The following is an 18,784-nucleotide window of genomic DNA, read 5'->3' on the forward strand; positions in this document are numbered from 1 at the left end:
AATGCCTTACTCGTGTCGCAGCGCGTCGATCGGGTTGAGGCTCGCGGCGCGGCGTGCCGGGAAATATCCGAACACCACCCCGATCCCCGCCGCGATGGCAAAGGCGATGATGTTGATCTGAAGATCGAACGTCCATGGCACCTGCATCACCGGCGTCAGGGCAGCAACCGCCACCTGCGCCACCAGCAGCCCCATGACTCCGCCCAGCATCGACAGCACGATTGCCTCGACCAGGAACTGCATCAGCACCTCGCGCGCCACCGCGCCGATCGCGAGGCGAATGCCGATTTCGCGCGTGCGTTCGGTCACGCTCACCAGCATGATGTTCATGATACCGATGCCGCCGACGATCAGGCTGATCGCCGCGACCGTGGCGACGATGCTGGTCAGCAACTGGGTGGTGCCGGTCAGCGTCGCGCTGATCTGCGCCGTGTCGAAGATATTGAAATTGTCCTGCTCGCCCGCCTCGATCCCGCGCCGTTCGCGCAGCAGGTCGCTTAGCGACGCCTGTACGGCTGCGGAATCATAGGCGCTGTCCACGCCGACCAGCATCACGCGGATGTCGCGATTGCCGGAGAAGCGGCGCTGCACGGTCTTGATCGGCATGATCACGACATCGTCCTGATCGCCGCCGAACCCGGCCTGACCGCGCGTGGAGAGCGTGCCGATCACATCGCACGATACGTCGTTGATTCGGATCCGCCGACCGATTGCTTCGCCGCCGCGGAACAGGTTCTGGCGCACGGTATTGCCGATGATGCACACCGCCTTGCCCGCCGCTTCCTCGGCTCCGGAGAAGGTCCGGCCGCCCGTCAGCGGCCAGGGCTGGACCTGAAAAAACCCGTTGGTGGTGCCGTTGATCGTGGTCGACCAGTTGGCCCCGTTATAGATCGCGGTGCCGGTCGCCTGCGCCTGTGGAGCGACTGCGGTGACGCCGGCGATCTGTTCGCTGATCGCCTCGACATCCTGCTGCTCGAAATCGGGCGGGCGCGGCCCGCCGCCGCCGCGGCCAAAGCCTTGCCCCGGGCGCACCTGAAGGATGTTGGTGCCAAGGCTGGCGATCTGTTGCTGGACCGCTGCGGTCGTCGCATTGCCGAGCGTCACCATCGCGACCACCGCGGCAACACCGATGATGATGCCGAGCGTCGTGAGGAACGAGCGCAATTTGTGCCGCAGGATCGACCGGATCGCGAGCGTGAAGGTGGTGCCGAGCATCAGGCGTGAACCCCCGCCTTCAGGCCCGTCTCGACCCGCTCGACCAGCCCGTCCTTGAAGTGGACGATGGTCCGCGCGAACGCCGCCATCTCGGATTCATGCGTCACCATCAGCACGGTAATGCCGCTGTCTTGGTTGAGGCCGGTCAGCAATTCCATGATCTCTACTGACCGTTCCGAATCGAGGTTGCCGGTCGGCTCGTCGGCGAGCAGCACCGCCGGGCTGGTGACGATCGCGCGGGCGATGGCGACGCGCTGCTGCTGGCCGCCCGACAGTTCGGCGGGGGTGTGGTCCCACCATTTGTCGAGTCCGACCTTTTCCAGCGCGGCCATGCCGAGCATGTGCCGCGCCTTTTTGTCCTCACCGCGATAGAGCAACGGCAGCTCGACATTTTCGAGCGCGCTGGTGCGGCTGAGCAGGTTGAACCCCTGGAACACGAAGCCGAGATAGCGGCGGCGGAGCAACGCGCGCTGGTCGCGATCGAGCGTTTCGACATGCACGCCCTTGAACAGGAACTCGCCCGCGCTGGGCACGTCGAGACAGCCCAGGATGTTCATCGTCGTCGATTTGCCCGAACCCGACGGCCCCATCACCGCGACGAAATCGCCCTGTTCGATGTCAAGGTCGATGCCCTTGAGCGCCTGAAACGCGGTCGGCCCCTCGCCATAGGTTTTGGTGACGCCGCGCAGGCGGATGATCGGATCAGCCACCCGACGCCCCCGCCTTGCGCTGACCGCCGCCGGCGCCGCTACCGGAACGCTTGGCGCTCCCGCCGCTCTCACCCGAAAACTGGCCGGTGATGACTTCCATGCCGGGCTTGAGGTTACCGGACAGGATTTCGGTCACCTGCCCGTTGGTGTCGCCCGTGGTCACCTCGATCGCCTGGGGCTGGCCGTCTTCGCCTCTCACATAGACGGTCTGCTTGGCACCGCGCTGGATCGTTGCGGACTTCTCATTGTCCCCGCCTCGGCGCCGACGCCCCGGCACCAGCGCGCCGGCCATGCCGCCGCCCTTTGTGGCTTCCTGGCCGCCCGCGCTGGGGGTGAAGCGCAACGCGGCGTTGGGAACGAGGAGAAGATTGTCCTTCTGGAGCGTGATGATCTCCGCCGTCGCGGTCATGCCGGGGCGCAGTTTCTGCTCCGGATTGGCGACCGACAGCGTGGCGGCATAGGAGACAACCTGCGCCGTCGTGGTGGTCGTCGTGGTACTCGCCTGCGACGACAGGTTGGAGCCGACATCGACGCGCTGGATCACGGCGGGGAAGGTCTCGCCGGGGAAGGCATCGACGGTGAAGCTTGCCTTTTGCCCCTGCTTGACCTGACCGACATCGGCCTCGTCGATCGCGACTTCCAGCTCCATCGCGCTCAGATCCTCGGCGATCACGAACAGGGTCGGGGTGTTGAACGATGCCGCGACGGTCTGGCCGGGCTCGACCTGCCGCGCCAGCACCACGCCGTTGACGGGCGAGCGGATGATCGCCTTGTTCCGCTGGGTGGTCGCAGAGCGAAGCGCCGCCTGTTGCGAGGTGACCTGCGCCTGGCTGGCGCGCACCGTCGCCGCCGCGCGCGTCACGGCGGCGCGGGCATTGTCGAGTTCGGTCTTGGCCGGCACGCGGCCGCCTGACAGGCGGCTGACTTCCTCGAACCGGGCGAGCTGGCTGCGTGCCTCGGTTAGCGTCGCCTGATTCTGCGCGACCGTCGCCTGCGCTGCGGCAACCGATGCCTGCGCCTGGGTAATCGCATCGTCGAGCCGTTCGGGGTCGATCAGCGCCAGCGGCTGTCCCGCCGTCACCCGGTCGTTGACGTCGACCAGCACGCGGTTGACCAGACCCGACAATTCCGAACCGACCTGAACCTGATTGGTCGGCGCGAGCTTGCCGGTTGCGGAGACGGTGACGGTCAGCGATCCCTTTTCGACCGCGCGCGTTGCATAGCCCGCTTCTTCGGTCCCGCCGAACATCTTCCATGCACCGAACAGGACGGCGACGATCACCAATGCGAGCGCGATCCATTTGGCATGGCGTTGCCAGGCTGGGGTCGTCTTGCCGCCGAGAAACTCGTCGATCTTGGGATTTGCAGCGTCGGCCATCAATTGCTTCCGGTCATTTCGGGGGCGGTGGGGGTAGCGGGCGGCGGGGGCGCGACGCTGTCGGGGGTCGGCGCGGCGCCGGCATCCCAGCCGCCGCCGAGCGCGAGATAGAGCTGGATCAGCGCCGATGCCTTGTCCGACCGCGCCTGGTTGAGGCCGTTGCGCGCGGAGATCAGCGACGCCTCGGCCTGGCTGAGCGTCAGGAAATCGGCAAGGCCCGCGCGGTAGGAACTGCGCGACAGGATCGCGCTGTTGTTCGCGGCATCCAGCGCGATGACGAATTCGCGCTCGCGGGCCTGCGCGGTCTGGAGCGCGACGACCGCATTCTCGACCTCTTCGATGCCGATCAGCACGGTCTGCTTATAGGCGTAGAACGCACCATCCGCTGCCGCCTGCGCCGAGCGCACCTGCGCGCGGGTGCGCCCCGCGTCGAAGATCGTCTGGGCGATGTTGGCGAACAGCCGGCCGGTGATGACGTCGAACAGGCCGCCGATGTTGCCCGCGCCGGCATCGATGCTGCCACCGAGCGAGAGCTGGGGGTAGAGCTGCGCCTGCGACACGCCGATCTGCGCGACGGCGGCGGCGAGGTTGCGTTCGGCGAGGCGGACATCGGGGCGCTGGCGCAGCGTATCGGCAGGGATGCCGACCGCGATCCGCTCCGGCCCCTGCGGGATCGGGCGCACCGCCTCCATCTGTGCCTTGAGCGCGCCGGGCGCTTGTCCCGTCAACACGCCGAGGCGCGAAACGGCGCTGTTATAGCTTGCCTCGATCGACGGGATCGACGCTGCGGTCTGTGCGCGGGTGGCGCGGGCCTGTTCCTGATCGAGCGAGGAGACCAGGCCCGCCTGAACGCGGAACCCCGCAATTTCCAGATTGTCGTCCTGAATCGTCAGGCTCTCACGCGCGTTGGCAAGCTGTGCCTGCGCGGCGCGGGCGAGGATGTAATTGCGCGCGATCTCACCCTGGATCGACACCAATGTCGCGGCATAGCTGTAGCCCGATGCCTCCAGCTGCGCGCGGCTCGCTTCGACGCCACGCCGCACGCCGCCGAACAGGTCGAGTTGGTAGTTGACGTCGCCGCCGAGCGAGAAGCTGGAGCTGCCGCCCTGCGACACGCTGGTGATGGTGCCGTCGGGCAGGGTGACCTGCGTGCTCGTGCCACGGATCGGCTCGCTCCGCGATCCGCTACCGCCCGCGCTGACCGAGGGGAGGAGAGACGCGCGCGACTGGACCAGTGCTTCGCGCGCCTGACGCAGCCGGGTGACCGCCTGCGCCACGTCCAGATTTTGCGTCGCCGCCTGCTCGACCAGCCCGGTCAACATCGGGTCATTGAATGTGGTCCACCAGCGTTGCAGGTCGGCCTGCGCCTGCTGGTCCGCCGCGACCGAGAAAGCGGGCGGGACACCAATTTGGGCAGCGGTGCCGGGGCGGTAGTCGGGACCTGCCGCACAGCCGGCAAGCGGGAGCGCGGCCATGCCGAGGATCAGGAAGGGGCGAACGATCATGCCCCGAAAATGGCCAGCGCCGCTCGGCCCGTCCACCAAAAGAGTGTCGCAAATTGTACGCATCGCGTTGGAACACGCGCGAAACGATTTGGTTGCGGCCAGCCTCATCGACATTCCTGAAGACTCGCTGTCAGCGCCTTGACCCATGCGAAGGCGCGGTCGAAACGTGCGTCATGGGTATCGAACTGGTCCAGACCGACATCACCAAAATCGCCGTCGACGCCATCGTCAACGCGGCAAACAGCTCGTTGTTGGGAGGAGGAGGCGTCGATGGCGCGATCCATCGTGCGGCTGGACCTGGGCTATTGGACGAATGTCGGAAGCTCTACTCTCTAGGCGGCTGCAAGACCGGCGATGCGAAGATCACAGGGGGCTATCTGCTCCCCGCGCGGTACATCATCCATACGGTCGGGCCGGTGTGGCAGGGCGGGGCGAAGGGAGAGGCCGAGCTTCTGGCCCGCTGCTACCGGCGCTGCTTCGAAATCGCTGCGGAGAGGGGGATCGCAAGCATCGCCTTCCCTGCGATCAGTTGTGGCGTATTTCGCTATCCCATTGATCAGGCCGCGATCATCGCGGTCCGCGAAAGTCGCGCAGCGATGAAGGAGCGGGCGGATCTACACGTTACCTTGGTAGCCTACTCCCCTGACATTCGCAGCGCGATCGAGGCGGCTTTAGCTTAGCCATCGCCAGATGCCGGCCGGCATGTTCGCCAGCGGCAGATGCGCCCAGGTCGCGCCGAGCCACAGAAAGGTGCCCCCGACCAGCGCGACCGTGCCGGGCCATGCTGCGGCACCCTGCGCGCGGCCCTGTGCGATCGCGACGAACGGCCAATAGCTCGTCACATCCTGCCAGCGCGGCCAGAAATCGGGCTGGAGCCGCCGCTTCTTGCCGTCCTGCAACGCCGCGCCGAGCAGCGCGAGCAGGCCGATGCTGGACGCCAGCACGATCTGCGCCGGTTGCGGGAAGACGAGGATATGCGCGAGCGCCCACAGGCCAAAGCTCCACATCATCGGATGTCGGGTGATCGCGAACACCCCGCGCGGGCGCGGCACCGCTTTGGGTTTACCGGTCGGGTCGGGAAGGGCGGGGTTGCCGATCAGCGAACCGATCAGCAGCACCGAAGCGAGGAACATGATCGCGCTCGCCACCGCCCACAGTCCGTCACCGACCGCCCAGAGCGGCGCTTCATCCGGCATCCGCCCATAGACATGCGCCATCCAGCCCAATGTGGCGAAGGCGACCAGCGAGTAGATGCCAAGAAAAAGCCGCTCGCCGACAGCGTCGACCAGCGGCTTTCGCAAGGGATGGGAGAGGAGGAAATGGGTCCCCAGAAACGCCGCACAGGCCGCGATCAGAATACCCATTTTCCCCTCCCGATTTCAGACGATCAGCGCGTTTCGTCCTTGATGTTGATGCCCGGCGCCTGCGGCTCGGCGAGTTCCGCCGTGCCCGCCAGATCGTCATCCTTCAGCGTGTCGAGATGCATCAGCTTCTTGACCAGCGGCGAGATCAGCACGACCGCAACGCCAAAGCCGATCGCGACCCAGCCGACCGTCGAATAGACGTCGAGCACGACCGCCTTGTTCGCGCCTTCGCCCGCCGCAGCCTCGGACCCCGTCGCCGCCGCGATCAGGCCCGCGGCGAAATTGCCGGTCGCCGATGCGAAGAACCAGGTGCCCATGATCAGGCTCGCCATATGTGCCGGGGCCAGCCGGTTCATTGCGCTGAGGCCGACCGGCGACAGGCACAGCTCACCGGTGGTGTGCAGCAAGTAGATCAGGAAGATGAAGATGACCGGGGTCAGATTCTCCATGCCCGCTGCCTGCGAACCCCAGACGAGGACGAGGAAGCCAAGGCCAAGCTGAAGCATCGCGAGGCCGAACTTGGCCGGGGTCGAGGGCTCGAGCCCGCGACGGCCAAGGAAGGTCCATGCCGCCGCGAACAGCGGAGCGAGCAGCACGATGTAGATCGCGTTGATCGACTGGAACATCGATGCCGGGACGCCTGCACGATCGACATAGCGATCGGTGAACAGGTTCAGCGACGAGCCCGCCTGTTCGAACAATGCCCAGAACAGGATCGAGCCGAGGATCAGGAACATCGCCGCGAAGATGCGGTCGCGCGCCTCGCGGTCGAGCTTCACGACAGCCGTGAACAGGACATAGCCGACGAGCAGCGCGCCCGCGACCATCAGCAGCCAGCCGATTACCGCCTGATACTGGATCAGCTGCCAGATGCCGACCACGGCGGCGATGCCGATCAGGTAGAGCAGCCATTCGAACTTGATGCCGAGCACCGACTTTTTGAGCGCGTCGGCATCGGGTGCTTCGCCCTTGCCCATCAGCAGCGGCTTGCCGATCACGAACACGATCAGGCCGAGCAGCATGCCGACGCCGGCCGCGCCAAAGCCGTAGCTCCAGCCATAGGTCTGGCCGAGATAGCCGCAGAGCAGCGAGCCAAGCGCCGCGCCGAGGTTAATCCCCATGTAGAAGATCGTGTACGCGCCATCGCGCCGCACGTCGGTGCGCGGGTAGAGCTGGCCCACGATCACCGAGATATTGGCTTTCAGGAAGCCCGAGCCGACGATGATGAAGGACAAAGCGAGCCAGAAGATGTTGAGCGCGCCGCTATCGGTCCCGCCATCACCCTCGAACCCCATCAGGAAGTGGCCGAAGGTCAGCAGCACCGCGCCGTACAGCACCGCCTTGCGCTGACCCAGATAGCGATCGGCGAGATAACCGCCGAGCACCGGGGTGATGTACACCAACGCGGTATATGCGCCGTAGATGACGCCCGACTTTTCATCCGAAAACAGCCAGTGCTGGGTCAGGTAGAAGATCAGCAGCGCGCGCATGCCATAGTAGGAAAACCGCTCCCACATTTCGGCGAAGAACAGAATGAACAGGCCGAGCGGGTGACCCAACAAGGTCCGCTCGCCGCCCGCTGCGGCTGCTGATGTGTGCGCCATCGGCACGAAACTCCCTGACATTTATTGGCTCTGTGGCCGGATGGCAGGGAGACTAGCGGCGAAAACCGGCATGTGAAGCATGATTGTTACAGCGGAAACCGTGATCGGCTCGGCTTGGCCCATTGCGACTCGCTCGCAATGGCCCTTTGCGGCGCGGGATCGGCGCGCTAACGGGTGGGGATGACCTTCAACGACACCGCCACCCCGCTTTCGCTGTTGCGCACCCGCCGTTCGGGCAAGGCGCGCGATCTGGTCGCGCCCGGCCCGGATGCCGCGCAGCTGCGCGACATTCTCGAGATCGCCGCGCGCACGCCCGACCATGGCAAGCTCGCCCCATGGCGCTTCGTGGTGGTGCCGCAGGAGGCGCGCGATGCCTTTGCCACGGCGCTGGTCGCCGCTTATCGCGCCGAGCGCCCCACCGCCGCGCGGCTGGAGATCGAGGCGATGGAACAGTTCGCCCGGCAATCGCCGACGCTGGTGGTCGTCCTCTATTCGCCGAAGGTCGGCAGCCACATTCCGCTGTGGGAACAGGAATTGTCGGTCGGCGCGGCGACGATGAACCTGCTCCACGCCGCACATGCGATGGGGTTTGCGGGCAACTGGCTGACCGGCTGGGCGACGTTCAGCGATGCGGTGCGCGACCTGTTTGGCGCGGCGCCCGAACGGATTGCCGGATTCATCTATATCGGCACCCAGTCCAAGCTGCTGGAGGAGCGCCCCCGGCCCGATCTCGACGCAATCGTGTCGAATTGGGTAGGTTGAGCGTCAGATGGTTTCAGTAGAAACCCTATTGGGTCTGGAACTTGTCTGCCCCATGCTGTATTAAGTCACCATGACAGCGCTCGAACATGAAGACAGCCCGGTTTACCTGAAGCTGCGTGCGACGATCGCAACGGCGATCCTGCGCGGCGAATACCGGGCGGGGGATCAATTGCCATCGGTGCGCGCGCTTGCCGCCGAACATGGCGCCAACCCGCTGACGGTGGCCAAAGCCTATCAGAGCTTCCAGGATGACGGCTATGTCGAGGTGCGCCGCGGCGTCGGCATGTTCGTCCTGCCCGGCGCAGTCGAACGGCTGAAACTCGCCGAACGTGACCGCTTCCTCACCGGCTATTGGCCCAAGGTGCGCGACCATATCGCGCTGCTTGGCCTCAGCGCGCACGAACTGCTGGACCGCGAGATCGCCTGATACTCTCGCTGGTCACCCCGGCCTTGTGCCGGGGTCCACGGTGCCGCCACTCCAGCGAAAGAGGCTCTAGCGCCGCGCTTGCGGACTGGTGGACCCCGGCACAAGGCCGGGGTGACAGCTTCGGTTATGCCGCGAAAGTCTCCGCATCGACCGCGTAGAGCGCCTCTGCGCTCGCCATCGCCGCTGCCTTCAGCCCCATCGCTTCCGGCACGACCTGCGCGACGTAGAAGCGCGCCGCCGCTGCCTTCATCGCCAGAAACGCTGGGTCGCCTTCAGCCCCCGCCGCGATCCGGCCCTGTGCTTCCATCAGCCAGCCGCACACAGCGACCGAGAGCATCGTGAGGAAAGGGTAGCTGCCCGCCAGCCGGTCGTCCATCTCCGCCGCCAGCATGTGCTGCGTCACGTCCTCGCACGCGTCGATCAGCGCGATCAGCCCGGAATCCTGCGCGTCGGCCTTCATCCGCGCGAGCAGCGCCAGCAGCGTCGCGCCGCCATCCATGTTCAGCTTGCGCCCGACCAGATCGGCGGCCTGAATGCCGTTGGTGCCTTCATAAATCGGGGTGATGCGCGCGTCGCGGAAATGCTGGGCGGCGCCGGTTTCCTCGATATAGCCCATGCCTCCATGCACCTGAATGCCGATGCTCGTCACTTCACAGCCGATGTCGGTGCCGTGCGCCTTGGCAAGGGGGGTGAGCAGGTCGAGCAGCGCGCGGGCCTGCGCGTCGCCGGCATTGGCGCGATCGACCTGCGCCGCCGCCAGATAGACCAAGGCGCGCGCCGCCATCGTCTGCGCCTTCATCCGCATCAGCATGCGGCGGACGTCGGGGAACTCGACGATCGTCGCGGGCTTGCCTTCGCGCACGCCCTGCACGCGGTCGCGGGCATAGGCGACGGCGCGCTGGGTCGCGCGCTCGGCGACCTGCACGCCCTGAAGCCCCACGTTCAGCCGCGCATTGTTCATCATCGTGAACATCGCGCGCATGCCGCCCATTTCCGGGCCGATCAGCTCGCCGACACAATCGCCATTATCGCCGAATGACAGGACACAGGTGGGGGAGGCGTGGAGGCCCATCTTGTGCTCAATCGACACCACGCGGACATCGTTGAACTCGCCCGGCGTGCCATCGGCTTTCAGCCGGTATTTCGGCACCAGGAACAGCGAAATGCCCTTGGTCCCCGCCGGTGCCCCCGGCGTGCGCGCTAGCACGAGGTGGACGATATTGTCGGCCAGATCATGGTCGCCAAAGCTGATATAGATCTTGGTCCCGCTGATGCTCCACTTGCCGCCCGCGCGCGGCTCGGCCTTGGTCTTGAGCGCGCCGACGTCGCTACCCGCCTGAGGCTCGGTCAGATTCATCGTGCCGGTCCATGCGCCAGTCGCGAGGTGCGGGAGATACGCCGCCTGCTGTTCGGGCGTGCCATGGTGCATCAGCGACTCGATCGCGCCGACGGTCAACGTCGGGCACAGCGCAAAGCCCATATTGGCGCTGCCCAACGTCTCCAGCACCGCGGTCGATAGCGCAAAGGGCAGGCCCTGTCCGCCAAATGCCTCGGGCGATCCGATCGTGCCCCAGCCGCCCTCGACATAGGCCTGATACGCCGCGCGATAGCCGTCGGGCATGGTCACGCCTTCGGGCGACCATTTCGCGCCGACGGTGTCCCCCGCGCGGTCGAGCGGCGCCCATTCGCCCGCGGCGAACGCGCCCGCGCCTTCGAGCACCGCGTCGAGGATGTCGGATTCGACGCCCAGATCGGCAATCTGCACGACATGTTCGAGCACGAAACGCTGTTCGGCGATGGCGGGGGTGAAGCTCATTTCGTCCTCTCTCTTGCAGCGCTTTTGTCAGCGCTATAGCCATCGGAAATGACCGCGCCAAATCCCCGCATCTTACCCTACGGCGAGGCTGCCATTGCCGAGGCCGCCGCGCTCATTGCAGCGGGAGGATGCGTCGCGACTCCGACCGAGACGGTGTACGGACTCGCCGCCGATGCGACCAATGCAGACGCCGTCGCGGGCATCTACGCGGCCAAGGGGCGGCCGGCCTTCAACCCGCTGATCGTCCATGTGGCGGATCGCCGCGCGGCCGAAGCGATCGCGATGTTCGACCGTGACGCGCGCGCGCTGGCCGATGCGTTCTGGCCGGGGCCGCTGACGCTGGTGCTGCCGCTGCGCCCCGATGCGCCGATTGCCGGGCTGGTCACGGCCGGGCTGACCACCGTCGCGATTCGCGTGCCGCAGCATCGCGCGATGCAGGCACTGCTGGCAGCGACGGGGAAGCCACTCGCCGCGCCGTCCGCCAATGCCAGCGGGAGCATCAGCCCGACCCGCGCCGCGCACGTCGCCGCGTCGCTCGGCGACCGCATCCCGCTGATCATCGACGATGGCGCAACCAGCGGCGGGATCGAATCGACCATCGTCGCGGTCGGGGCTCAGCCGCGCCTGCTGCGCCCCGGCCCGGTGTCGGCGGAGGCGATCGAGCGCGAGATCGGGCGCTGGCTGGGAGCGGCCGGGGAGGCGATCGAAGCGCCGGGCCAGCTTGCCAGCCACTATGCCCCGCGCAAGCCGCTGCGGCTCAATGCGACCGAGGCGCGCGACGGTGAGTGGCTGATCGGGTTTGGCGCGGTCGGCGGCGATGACACGCTTTCGGCCAAGGGCGATTTGACCGAGGCCGCCGCCCGCCTGTTCGACGCGCTGCACCGTGCGGATGCGTCGGATCGTGCGGCGATTGCCGTCGCGGCGGTTCCGGAGGACGGGATTGGCCTTGCGATCAACGATCGGCTCAAGCGCGCGGCCACGCCCTAATTTTCGTCGCCCCGGGCTCGACCCGGGGCAGGGCTTCTTCTGCCAGGCCAGCGTCAAAAGGCAGCCCAGCCCCGGGTCAAGCCCGGGGCGACGATAGGGGTTACGCCCCAGCTTTCGCCTTCAGCCGCTCCGCAAAGCTCTTGCGCAGCTTGTTCAGCTTGGGCGGGATGACGCCAAGGCAGTACGGGTTCCGCTGGCCTTCGCCTTCCCAGTAATTCTGGTGATAATCCTCGGCCGGCCACCACGTGTCGTTTGCCTCGATCGTAGTGACGATCGGGGCGGGCCATTCGCTCGCATTGCGCTCGATCCCCGCGCGCGCCGCCGCTTCCTGCTCGGGCGACTGCGGGAAGATCGCCGAGCGATATTGCGTGCCGACATCGCCGCCCTGACGGTTGAGCGTCGTCGGATCATGCGTCGCAAAGAAGATATCGAGCAGGTCGTCATAGCGCAGCTGCTGCGGGTCGAACGTCACCTTCAGCGCCTCGGCATGGCCGGTATTGCCGCCGCACACCGCCTTGTAGGTCGGGTTGTCGACATGGCCGCCGATATAGCCGCTTTCGACCGACTCGACGCCGATCAGGTCCTTGAACACTGCCTCAACACACCAGAAGCAGCCTCCCGCCAAAATCGCGGTTTCGGTAGTCATTCGCTTCAACTCCTTGCTACGAGGCCCAAGATAGGATTGAGCGCAACGCTCAACTAGGGGTGAGACAAAGATGCGCGACGGCACGGTGATGGTGACGGGTGGAGCTGGCTATATCGGCAGCCATGCGGTGCTCGCGCTGCTCGACGCGGGCTGGCGCGTGGTCGTGCTCGACAATCTCGTCACCGGCTTTGACTGGGCGGTCGATCCGCGCGCGTCGCTGGTCGTTGCCAACATCGCCGATGACGACAAGGTGCGCGCAGCACTCCGTGAGCACAAGGTCACCGCGATCATGCACTTTGCCGGGTCGGTGGTGGTGCCGGAATCGGTCAGCGACCCGCTCAAATATTATCGCAACAACACCGCCGCCAGTCGCAGCCTGATCGAGAGTGCAGTCGCGGAAGGGGTGAAGCATTTCATCTTCTCCTCCACCGCCGCCACCTATGGCATCCCGGAGGTCGTGCCGGTGCGTGAGGACGCGCCCAAGCAGCCGATCAACCCCTATGGCATGTCCAAGCTGATGACCGAGATCATGCTGAAGGACGTCGCCGCCGCGCACCCGATCAACTATTGCGCGCTGCGCTATTTCAACGTCGCCGGCGCCGATCCGCAGGGGCGCAGCGGCCAGAGCACGGCGGGGGCGACGCATCTGATCAAGGTCGCGGTCGAGGCTGCGACCGGCAAGCGCGACGGGGTTTCGGTGTTCGGCACCGATTTCGCGACGCCGGACGGCACCGGGGTGCGCGACTATATCCATGTCAGCGACCTCGCCGCCGCGCATGTCCATGCGCTCGACCTGCTGATCGCCGATCCGGGCAGCAGCCACACGCTCAACGCCGGCTATGGTCGTGGGTATTCGGTGCTCGAAGTGCTCGATGCGGTCGACCGCGTGACCAATGTGACGATCAACCGCAAGCTTGAGGGCCGTCGCGCGGGCGATCCCGACGAACTGGTGTCGGACAATCGCGCGATCCTCGCGGCACTGCCGTGGCGGCCGCAATATGACGATCTCGACCGCATCGTCCGCGATGCGCTCGCCTGGGAACGTACGCTGGCAGAGAGGCAAGTGCAATGATCGAGCTGTTCCTGTCCGCCTTTGCGATGCTGTTCGTCGTGATCGACCCGCCCGGCTGCGCGCCGATCTATGCGGGCCTGACCAAGGGCGCGGGCCCCAATCAGCAGCGCGCAATGGCGATCCGCGCGGTGATGATCGCGACCGCTATCCTGCTGGTGTTCGCGCTGGTGGGCGAAGCGCTGCTGCGCACACTCGGCATCAGCCTCAGCGCGTTCCGCATCGCGGGCGGGATCATGCTGTTCATCATCGCGCTCGAAATGGTGTTCGAGAAGCGCCAGGAACGCCGCGAGGACCGCGCCGAAAAGGTGATGCAGACGCCCGAGGTCGAGGATGTCTCGGTCTTCCCGATGGCGATGCCGATGATCGCGGGCCCCGGCTCGATCGCGACGATCATGCTGTTGGTCTCGCGCGCCGACGGGCCGGGCCAGACGGCGGCGGTATTTGGCGCGCTGGCGCTGGTGCTTGCGCTGACGCTGGCTGCCCTGCTCGCCGCCGGGCCGTTGATGCGGGTGCTGGGGGCAAAGATCGAATCCGTCATTACCCGCCTGCTCGGCGTGCTGCTCGCCGCGCTGGCGATCCAGTTCGTGATCGACGGGGTGAAGCAGAGCTTCGGGGTGTGACGGAAGGTCTTAAGGTGCACGGATGCCGGTAGAACGAGTTTTCGTTTTCGGTCGCCTGCGATGGATTTATTTTCAGAGTAACGCTGCAGTATAGTCATTTCGATTTGAAATCGGTCGATGGCGTATTTTTACATAGTCTGACAAGGGTCGTGCCTTAATCGCTTGAACACCATGGCCCCGCCTCCTTTTCTAGAGATGGGGCCTGTGGTGACTAAGACGAAAGCATTCCTCCTTGTATCTGCGGCGCTGTTCGCGCTGCCTGCTTATGCCAGTGAGGAGACCGATGCATCGGACCGCACCTCCGGTGGCGCGGCAGAGGCACCGGCCAAAAAGCAATCGTTCACTACCGGCGTCGCCAAGGGGCGCGATCTGCTCGACACCGCCATCTCCGCGAGCACGCTCGACGAGGCTGAAATCCAGAAGATCGGCACGCGCTCGATCGCCGAAGTGCTCAGCAACATCCCGGGTATCCGCGCCGAGACCGGCGGTACCGATGGGCTTACGGCGATCACCATCCGCGGCCTGCCGCTGGCGGCGGACGGATCGAAGTTCCTCCAGATTCAGGAAGACGGCTTGCCGGTCCTGGAGTTCGGCGACGTCCACTTCGCCGCGACGACCGCGTTTCTGCGAACTGATCTCAGCCTGTCGCAAGTGCAGGCGATCCGTGGCGGTTCGGCATCGACCTTTTCGTCGAATTCGCCGGGCGGCATCGTCAACTTCATTTCCAAGACCGGTGAGGAAGAGGGCGGCATGATCCAGCTGTCCTCGGGTCTCGACCATGAACTGGGCCGCGCCGACTTCAACTATGGCGGGCGGCTGAGCGAAAGCATGCGGTTCAACATCGGCGGCTTCTATCGCCAGGGCGAAGGGCCGCGTGCCTCGGGCTACAACGCATTCCGCGGCGGGCAGGTGAAGTTCAACATCACCAAGACGCTGGGCAGTGGCTTCGTGCGGCTCTACGCCAAGTATCTCGACGATCGTGAGCCCAATTACGGGTTGGTCCCGGTGCGCGTGAGCGGCACCAATTCCGATCCAGATTATGCGCCGCTGCCGGGTTTCGACCCGCGCCGCGATACGCTGACCGCATCGCGTTATCGCGGTGCGACGCCGACCGTCGATCAGGACAATAATCCTGCAACGCTGGACCGGCGCGAGGGGAACCGCAGCAAGGTCGCGTCGCTCGGGGTGGAGGCACAGTTCGATGTCGCCGGCTGGTCGCTGAGCAACCGCGTGCGCTATGCGCGGATTTCGGGCAGCTACAACGAAACCCTGCCCAGCGCGACGCTGCCCGTGCCGGCCTTTGCGATGGCATTTGGCGGACCCGGCGCCTCGCTCCGCTACGCCACCGGGCCGAATGCGGGTGCCACGATTTCGCCTGCCAGCGCGATCAATGGCAACGGACTGGTCGCGAATGCGCTCGATCTCAACGCCCGGATCAACAGCATGGACAATTTCACCAACGATCTGCGCGGCAGCCGCGTCTGGGAGCTGGGGAATGGCAAGCTGACGACGACGGCCGGCTTTTACGCATCGTCGCAGGACGTCGATCTCTATTATGACTTCGGCAACAGCGCCTATGATCTGGCCTCTGGTGGCAACAGCGCGTTCATCGATGTGATCGCGGCCAATGGCACCCCGGCCAGCCAGGGCGGCGTGCTCAGCTACGGCATCTTTGGCGGCAGCGGCTATCATCGGCGCTACGACCTGAACTATCGCGTCTATGCTCCCTATGGGTCGGTCAACTATCAGCAAGGCCCGCTCGCCGTGGGCGCCAGCCTGCGCTATGATTTCGGGAAGGTGAGCGGCACGCTCTATGGCGCGGATCTCGGCGGGAACCGCGTCGGCCTTGCCGCGATCGACCTCAATCGCGACGGCGTGATTTCAGGACCCGAGTCGGCGGTGGCGGTCCTCCCGCTCGCCCAGCCGGGCTTCGCTGACTACGACTATGGTTATGCGTCCTATTCGGTCGGCGTTAACTATCGCCTGGCCGAGCCGGTATCGCTGTTCGCACGCTACAGCCGTGGTGCGCGTGCCAGCGCCGACCGCCTGTTCTTCTCGCCAACGGTAAATCCCGCTTCGGGCAAGCTGACCGATGAGAGCGCGGCCTATGCCCCGGTCAAGCAGGCCGAGGGTGGCATCAAGTTCCGCAAGCCGGGCATGACCCTGTTCGTCACCGGCTTCTGGGCATCGACCAAGGACAAGAACCTGCAGATCGGCGCGGACGCTACCGGTGCGGTTGCGCTGATCACGATCGACCGGTCGTACAGCGCCAAGGGGGTCGAGGTCGAAGGCCTGTTCGAGCGCGGCCCGCTCAGCCTGCGCGTCGGCGCGACCTATACCAAGGCAAAGATCGACAGCGACCGGACCGATCCGACCGCCGTGGGCAACACCCCGCGGCATCAGCCCGACCTGATTTTCCAGGCGATGCCGCAATATCAGACCGGGCTGTTCTCGGTGGGCGCCAATATTCTCGGCACGACCAGCAGCTATGCGCAAGACAGCAACCTGCTGAAACAGCCGAGTTATGTGATCGTCAGCCCGTTCCTGCAGGTCCGGCCGACCGCGCGCGTCGAACTGAGCCTCAATGCGTACAACGTGTTCGACAAGCTGGCGCTGGTGCAGGTCGGCTCGGCGGCGATCCCGGCATCCGGCATCGTCAATGCCCAGACGCTCAACGGGCGGACCATCACCGGCTCGGTCCGCTTCAGCTTCTGAACCCTTCCCAAGGGGGGACGCAGCGCGTCGCCCCTTGCGAATGACCATGCGATTCTCCGCTCAGCGCTCGTAGCGGATCCGCCAGAGCCGGTATGGCGCACCCTTGGGCAGCGTCACCGGCTCCAGCCACTCCGGAACCTTGCCCTTGGCGAGTTGCCCGTAAAAGCCATCCTTCTCCCGCGCGCGATAGACGGTGGTCTCGGCCATGTTGGGGCAGACCAGCAGATATTGCGCGCCATAGCGCTTTGCGATGCCGCGAAATGCTTCCGGTTTGCCGGTAAAGGCATGGTGAACGTCGAGGATCGCGCGCTCGTTGCGGTGGTATGGCCCGGCGATGCCCTTGTGCCGCGTCATCACGATCAGGCGCGGGCCTAGGTCGACATGGGTGAACAGGGTCGAGGGGGGCAGGGTGCGGTCGAGCGTCCGCATCGCCGGAGCGCTGGCGCAGCGGCTGTTGGCCTTGCTCACCGTCGCGCGATACTTGGTCGGCGGCGCGCTGACCGGCAGATATTTGACCACGAAGCCGGCGAACAGTCCCGACACCAGCAGGAACGCCGCGACCGACCCCAGCACGCGCACCAGCATCCAGCGCTGCCCCAGGAACCACGGGACGATCGTCCAGGCGAGCCAGCTCGCGCCCGGCACCGCCAGCAGCTGCGCAGCCGGTCCCGCGCGCACCTGCCACAGCAGCATTGCGCCGGCGAAGGCGGTGAACAGCCCGATCGCCACCCATGCAACCAGCTGGTCGGCAGTCTTGGCGCGCCACGCCGCAAAGCCCGCGCCGATGATGCCGATCACCGGCAGCACCGCCATCGGGAAGGCCATGGTGAAGCTGTGCTTGTAGATCGGCCGCGCCTCGCGGACATTGTTGAGCCAGGTGTTCGCCAGCTCGTCCGACACGCCTTCGGGGCGCTGGAGGCAGTTGGGGAACAGCCCGGCGAACCCGCCCGCGACGATACCGCCCGCGACTACGGCAAGGCCGAGTCGGGCGACGCGATTGACGGGGTTGAGCAGGCTCAGCCCAAACAGCAGGGCGCCCGCGACGACCATTACCGACAGCCATACCGGCGTCAGCGCGTCGCAGCGCATCGCGTAATTTGCGTTGGACGCGAACAGCACGAACCCCGCGCTGCTCCCGCCCGCAAGGCTCAGACCATAAGCGCGCATCCGCGACACTTCATCGCGATCCCACACCCAACGCAGCGCGACGATCGCGCCGGCCATCGCGCAAAAGGGCAGCAGTTCGAGGCCAATCGTCAGCGATCCCGCGCTGGCAAGACCGACGGTCAGGCCCCCGCGCATCCGCTGCGTGTCGGCGATGCCCATGACGGCGAGCGCGAGAAAGGCGAGCTGCCAGCCATGATGGTCGATGCGCAGCGGCACGAACTGGACGATCGTCGCGGTACAGCCGAGCAGGATCAGGATCGACAGCGGCCAGGCGGCGGGCGCGATCAGGCGGCGCACCGCTGCACCCATCGCCAGCATCGTCACCGCGAGCGGGAACAGCGGGGCGATCCCCACCGCCAGCCGCTCGGCCATCGCCGTGCCGGTGAAGGGCTGGAACAACAGGATCAGCGCCGCGATCGGCAGGTCGACCAGGCGCGACCAGTGGATGTCGAGGCCCCCCGGCGGGCTCAGCCGGTACTGCCGCAGGTCATACCAATCCTGTCCGGCGAGCAGGCCGCGCACCTGCATCAGCCGCATATTGTCGTCGGTGTCGCTCAGCGCCAGCGCGTTGACCAACCCCCAGCGCTGCCACAGATACCAGCCGCCGATGACCGCCCAGGCGAGCAGCGTCCAGCGCACCCAATGCGTCCGCAGTTCCCGTTCGAGGTCGAACCCCGCGAATCGTGTCGAACTCAAAACCGCTTCCCCTTATGCAGCGCGAGCATTAGGGCGGCGCGCGACTTCAGGGCAAGGCGGGCGTGGCTTCACTCATTCAACGACTAGGCGATTTGCGGCG

16 protein-coding genes are annotated in these 18,784 nt (G+C 66.0%); 7 read left to right on the top strand and 9 right to left on the bottom strand.

Translation table 11 applies throughout. The features are described 5' to 3' along the window. Positions 1-6 precede the first annotated feature (6 nt). From K9B35_RS08830 to K9B35_RS08845, 4 genes are read right to left on the bottom strand one after another with little or no spacing between them, the layout of a single operon-like run. Positions 7-1,215, bottom strand: coding sequence for an ABC transporter permease (locus K9B35_RS08830; RefSeq protein WP_224921460.1), 1,209 nt, complete (start codon positions 1,213-1,215; stop codon positions 7-9). Further along, positions 1,215-1,925: an ABC transporter ATP-binding protein gene (locus K9B35_RS08835; protein ID WP_224921461.1), complete on the bottom strand. Its 711-nt coding sequence runs from the start codon at positions 1,923-1,925 to the stop codon at positions 1,215-1,217. The genes K9B35_RS08830 and K9B35_RS08835 overlap by 1 nt, the downstream gene beginning before the upstream one ends. Beyond that, complete coding sequence (locus K9B35_RS08840; RefSeq protein WP_224921462.1) at positions 1,918-3,303, bottom strand: efflux RND transporter periplasmic adaptor subunit; 1,386 nt, start codon at positions 3,301-3,303, stop codon at positions 1,918-1,920. The genes K9B35_RS08835 and K9B35_RS08840 overlap by 8 nt, the downstream gene beginning before the upstream one ends. After that, positions 3,303-4,808: an efflux transporter outer membrane subunit gene (locus K9B35_RS08845; RefSeq protein WP_224921463.1), complete on the bottom strand. Its 1,506-nt coding sequence runs from the start codon at positions 4,806-4,808 to the stop codon at positions 3,303-3,305. Before K9B35_RS08845 ends, K9B35_RS08840 begins: the two co-directional genes overlap by 1 nt. A gap of 173 nt (positions 4,809-4,981) precedes the next feature. Between K9B35_RS08845 and K9B35_RS08850 the strand changes: the two genes are divergently transcribed. After that, positions 4,982-5,488: an O-acetyl-ADP-ribose deacetylase gene (locus K9B35_RS08850; RefSeq protein ID WP_224921464.1), complete on the top strand. Its 507-nt coding sequence runs from the start codon at positions 4,982-4,984 to the stop codon at positions 5,486-5,488. Here the strand turns inward: K9B35_RS08850 and K9B35_RS08855 are convergent. Both K9B35_RS08855 and K9B35_RS08860 read right to left on the bottom strand, forming a co-directional pair. Continuing rightward, complete coding sequence (locus K9B35_RS08855) at positions 5,480-6,172, bottom strand: NnrU family protein (RefSeq protein ID WP_224921465.1); 693 nt, start codon at positions 6,170-6,172, stop codon at positions 5,480-5,482. The two genes, K9B35_RS08850 and K9B35_RS08855, sit on opposite strands and share 9 nt — an antisense overlap. A gap of 23 nt (positions 6,173-6,195) precedes the next feature. After that, positions 6,196-7,776, bottom strand: a complete 1,581-nt coding sequence (locus tag K9B35_RS08860) for a peptide MFS transporter (RefSeq protein ID WP_224921466.1) — start codon at positions 7,774-7,776, stop codon at positions 6,196-6,198. A 180-nt stretch (positions 7,777-7,956) separates the two neighbouring features. Between K9B35_RS08860 and K9B35_RS08865 the strand changes: the two genes are divergently transcribed. Together K9B35_RS08865 and K9B35_RS08870 are read left to right on the top strand one after the other, a co-directional pair. After that, positions 7,957-8,538, top strand: coding sequence for a nitroreductase (locus K9B35_RS08865; RefSeq protein WP_224921467.1), 582 nt, complete (start codon positions 7,957-7,959; stop codon positions 8,536-8,538). Positions 8,539-8,608: 70 nt separating this feature from the next. Then, entirely contained in the window at positions 8,609-8,965 is a 357-nt protein-coding gene (locus K9B35_RS08870) for a GntR family transcriptional regulator (protein ID WP_224921468.1), read from the top strand. A 124-nt stretch (positions 8,966-9,089) separates the two neighbouring features. On the opposite strand, the gene K9B35_RS08875 is transcribed toward K9B35_RS08870, so the two are convergent. Continuing rightward, complete coding sequence (locus K9B35_RS08875) at positions 9,090-10,781, bottom strand: acyl-CoA dehydrogenase (RefSeq protein WP_224921469.1); 1,692 nt, start codon at positions 10,779-10,781, stop codon at positions 9,090-9,092. Positions 10,782-10,829: 48 nt separating this feature from the next. Between K9B35_RS08875 and K9B35_RS08880 the strand changes: the two genes are divergently transcribed. Then, positions 10,830-11,768 (top strand): L-threonylcarbamoyladenylate synthase, encoded by a 939-nt coding sequence (locus K9B35_RS08880; protein WP_224921470.1) that lies wholly within the window; start codon positions 10,830-10,832, stop codon positions 11,766-11,768. A 100-nt stretch (positions 11,769-11,868) separates the two neighbouring features. Here the strand turns inward: K9B35_RS08880 and msrA are convergent, their stop codons facing one another. Then, positions 11,869-12,414, bottom strand: a complete 546-nt coding sequence (gene msrA / locus K9B35_RS08885; RefSeq protein WP_224921471.1) for a peptide-methionine (S)-S-oxide reductase MsrA — start codon at positions 12,412-12,414, stop codon at positions 11,869-11,871. A 70-nt stretch (positions 12,415-12,484) separates the two neighbouring features. Here msrA and galE point away from each other — a divergent pair, with 70 nt between their 5' ends. The 3 genes from galE to K9B35_RS08900 all read left to right on the top strand — a co-directional run bounded on the left by galE (position 12,485) and on the right by K9B35_RS08900 (position 16,821). Next, on the top strand, positions 12,485-13,486 hold the full coding sequence (gene galE / locus K9B35_RS08890; protein WP_224921472.1) for a UDP-glucose 4-epimerase GalE: 1,002 nt from the start codon (positions 12,485-12,487) through the stop codon (positions 13,484-13,486). Beyond that, positions 13,483-14,106, top strand: a complete 624-nt coding sequence (locus K9B35_RS08895; RefSeq protein WP_224921473.1) for a MarC family protein — start codon at positions 13,483-13,485, stop codon at positions 14,104-14,106. The genes galE and K9B35_RS08895 overlap by 4 nt, the downstream gene beginning before the upstream one ends. Positions 14,107-14,313: 207 nt before the next feature. Beyond that, entirely contained in the window at positions 14,314-16,821 is a 2,508-nt protein-coding gene (locus tag K9B35_RS08900; protein WP_224921474.1) for a TonB-dependent receptor domain-containing protein, read from the top strand. Between the two features lie 60 nt (positions 16,822-16,881). Here the strand turns inward: K9B35_RS08900 and K9B35_RS08905 are convergent, their stop codons facing one another. Next, a complete protein-coding gene (locus K9B35_RS08905; RefSeq protein WP_224921475.1) occupies positions 16,882-18,684 on the bottom strand; it encodes an AcrB/AcrD/AcrF family protein in 1,803 nt (600 codons plus the stop codon). Between the last annotated feature and the right edge of the window lie 100 nt (positions 18,685-18,784).

Source organism: Sphingomonas sp. R647 (genome assembly GCF_020177055.1).
Taxonomy (GTDB): Bacteria; Pseudomonadota; Alphaproteobacteria; order Sphingomonadales; family Sphingomonadaceae; genus Sphingomonas.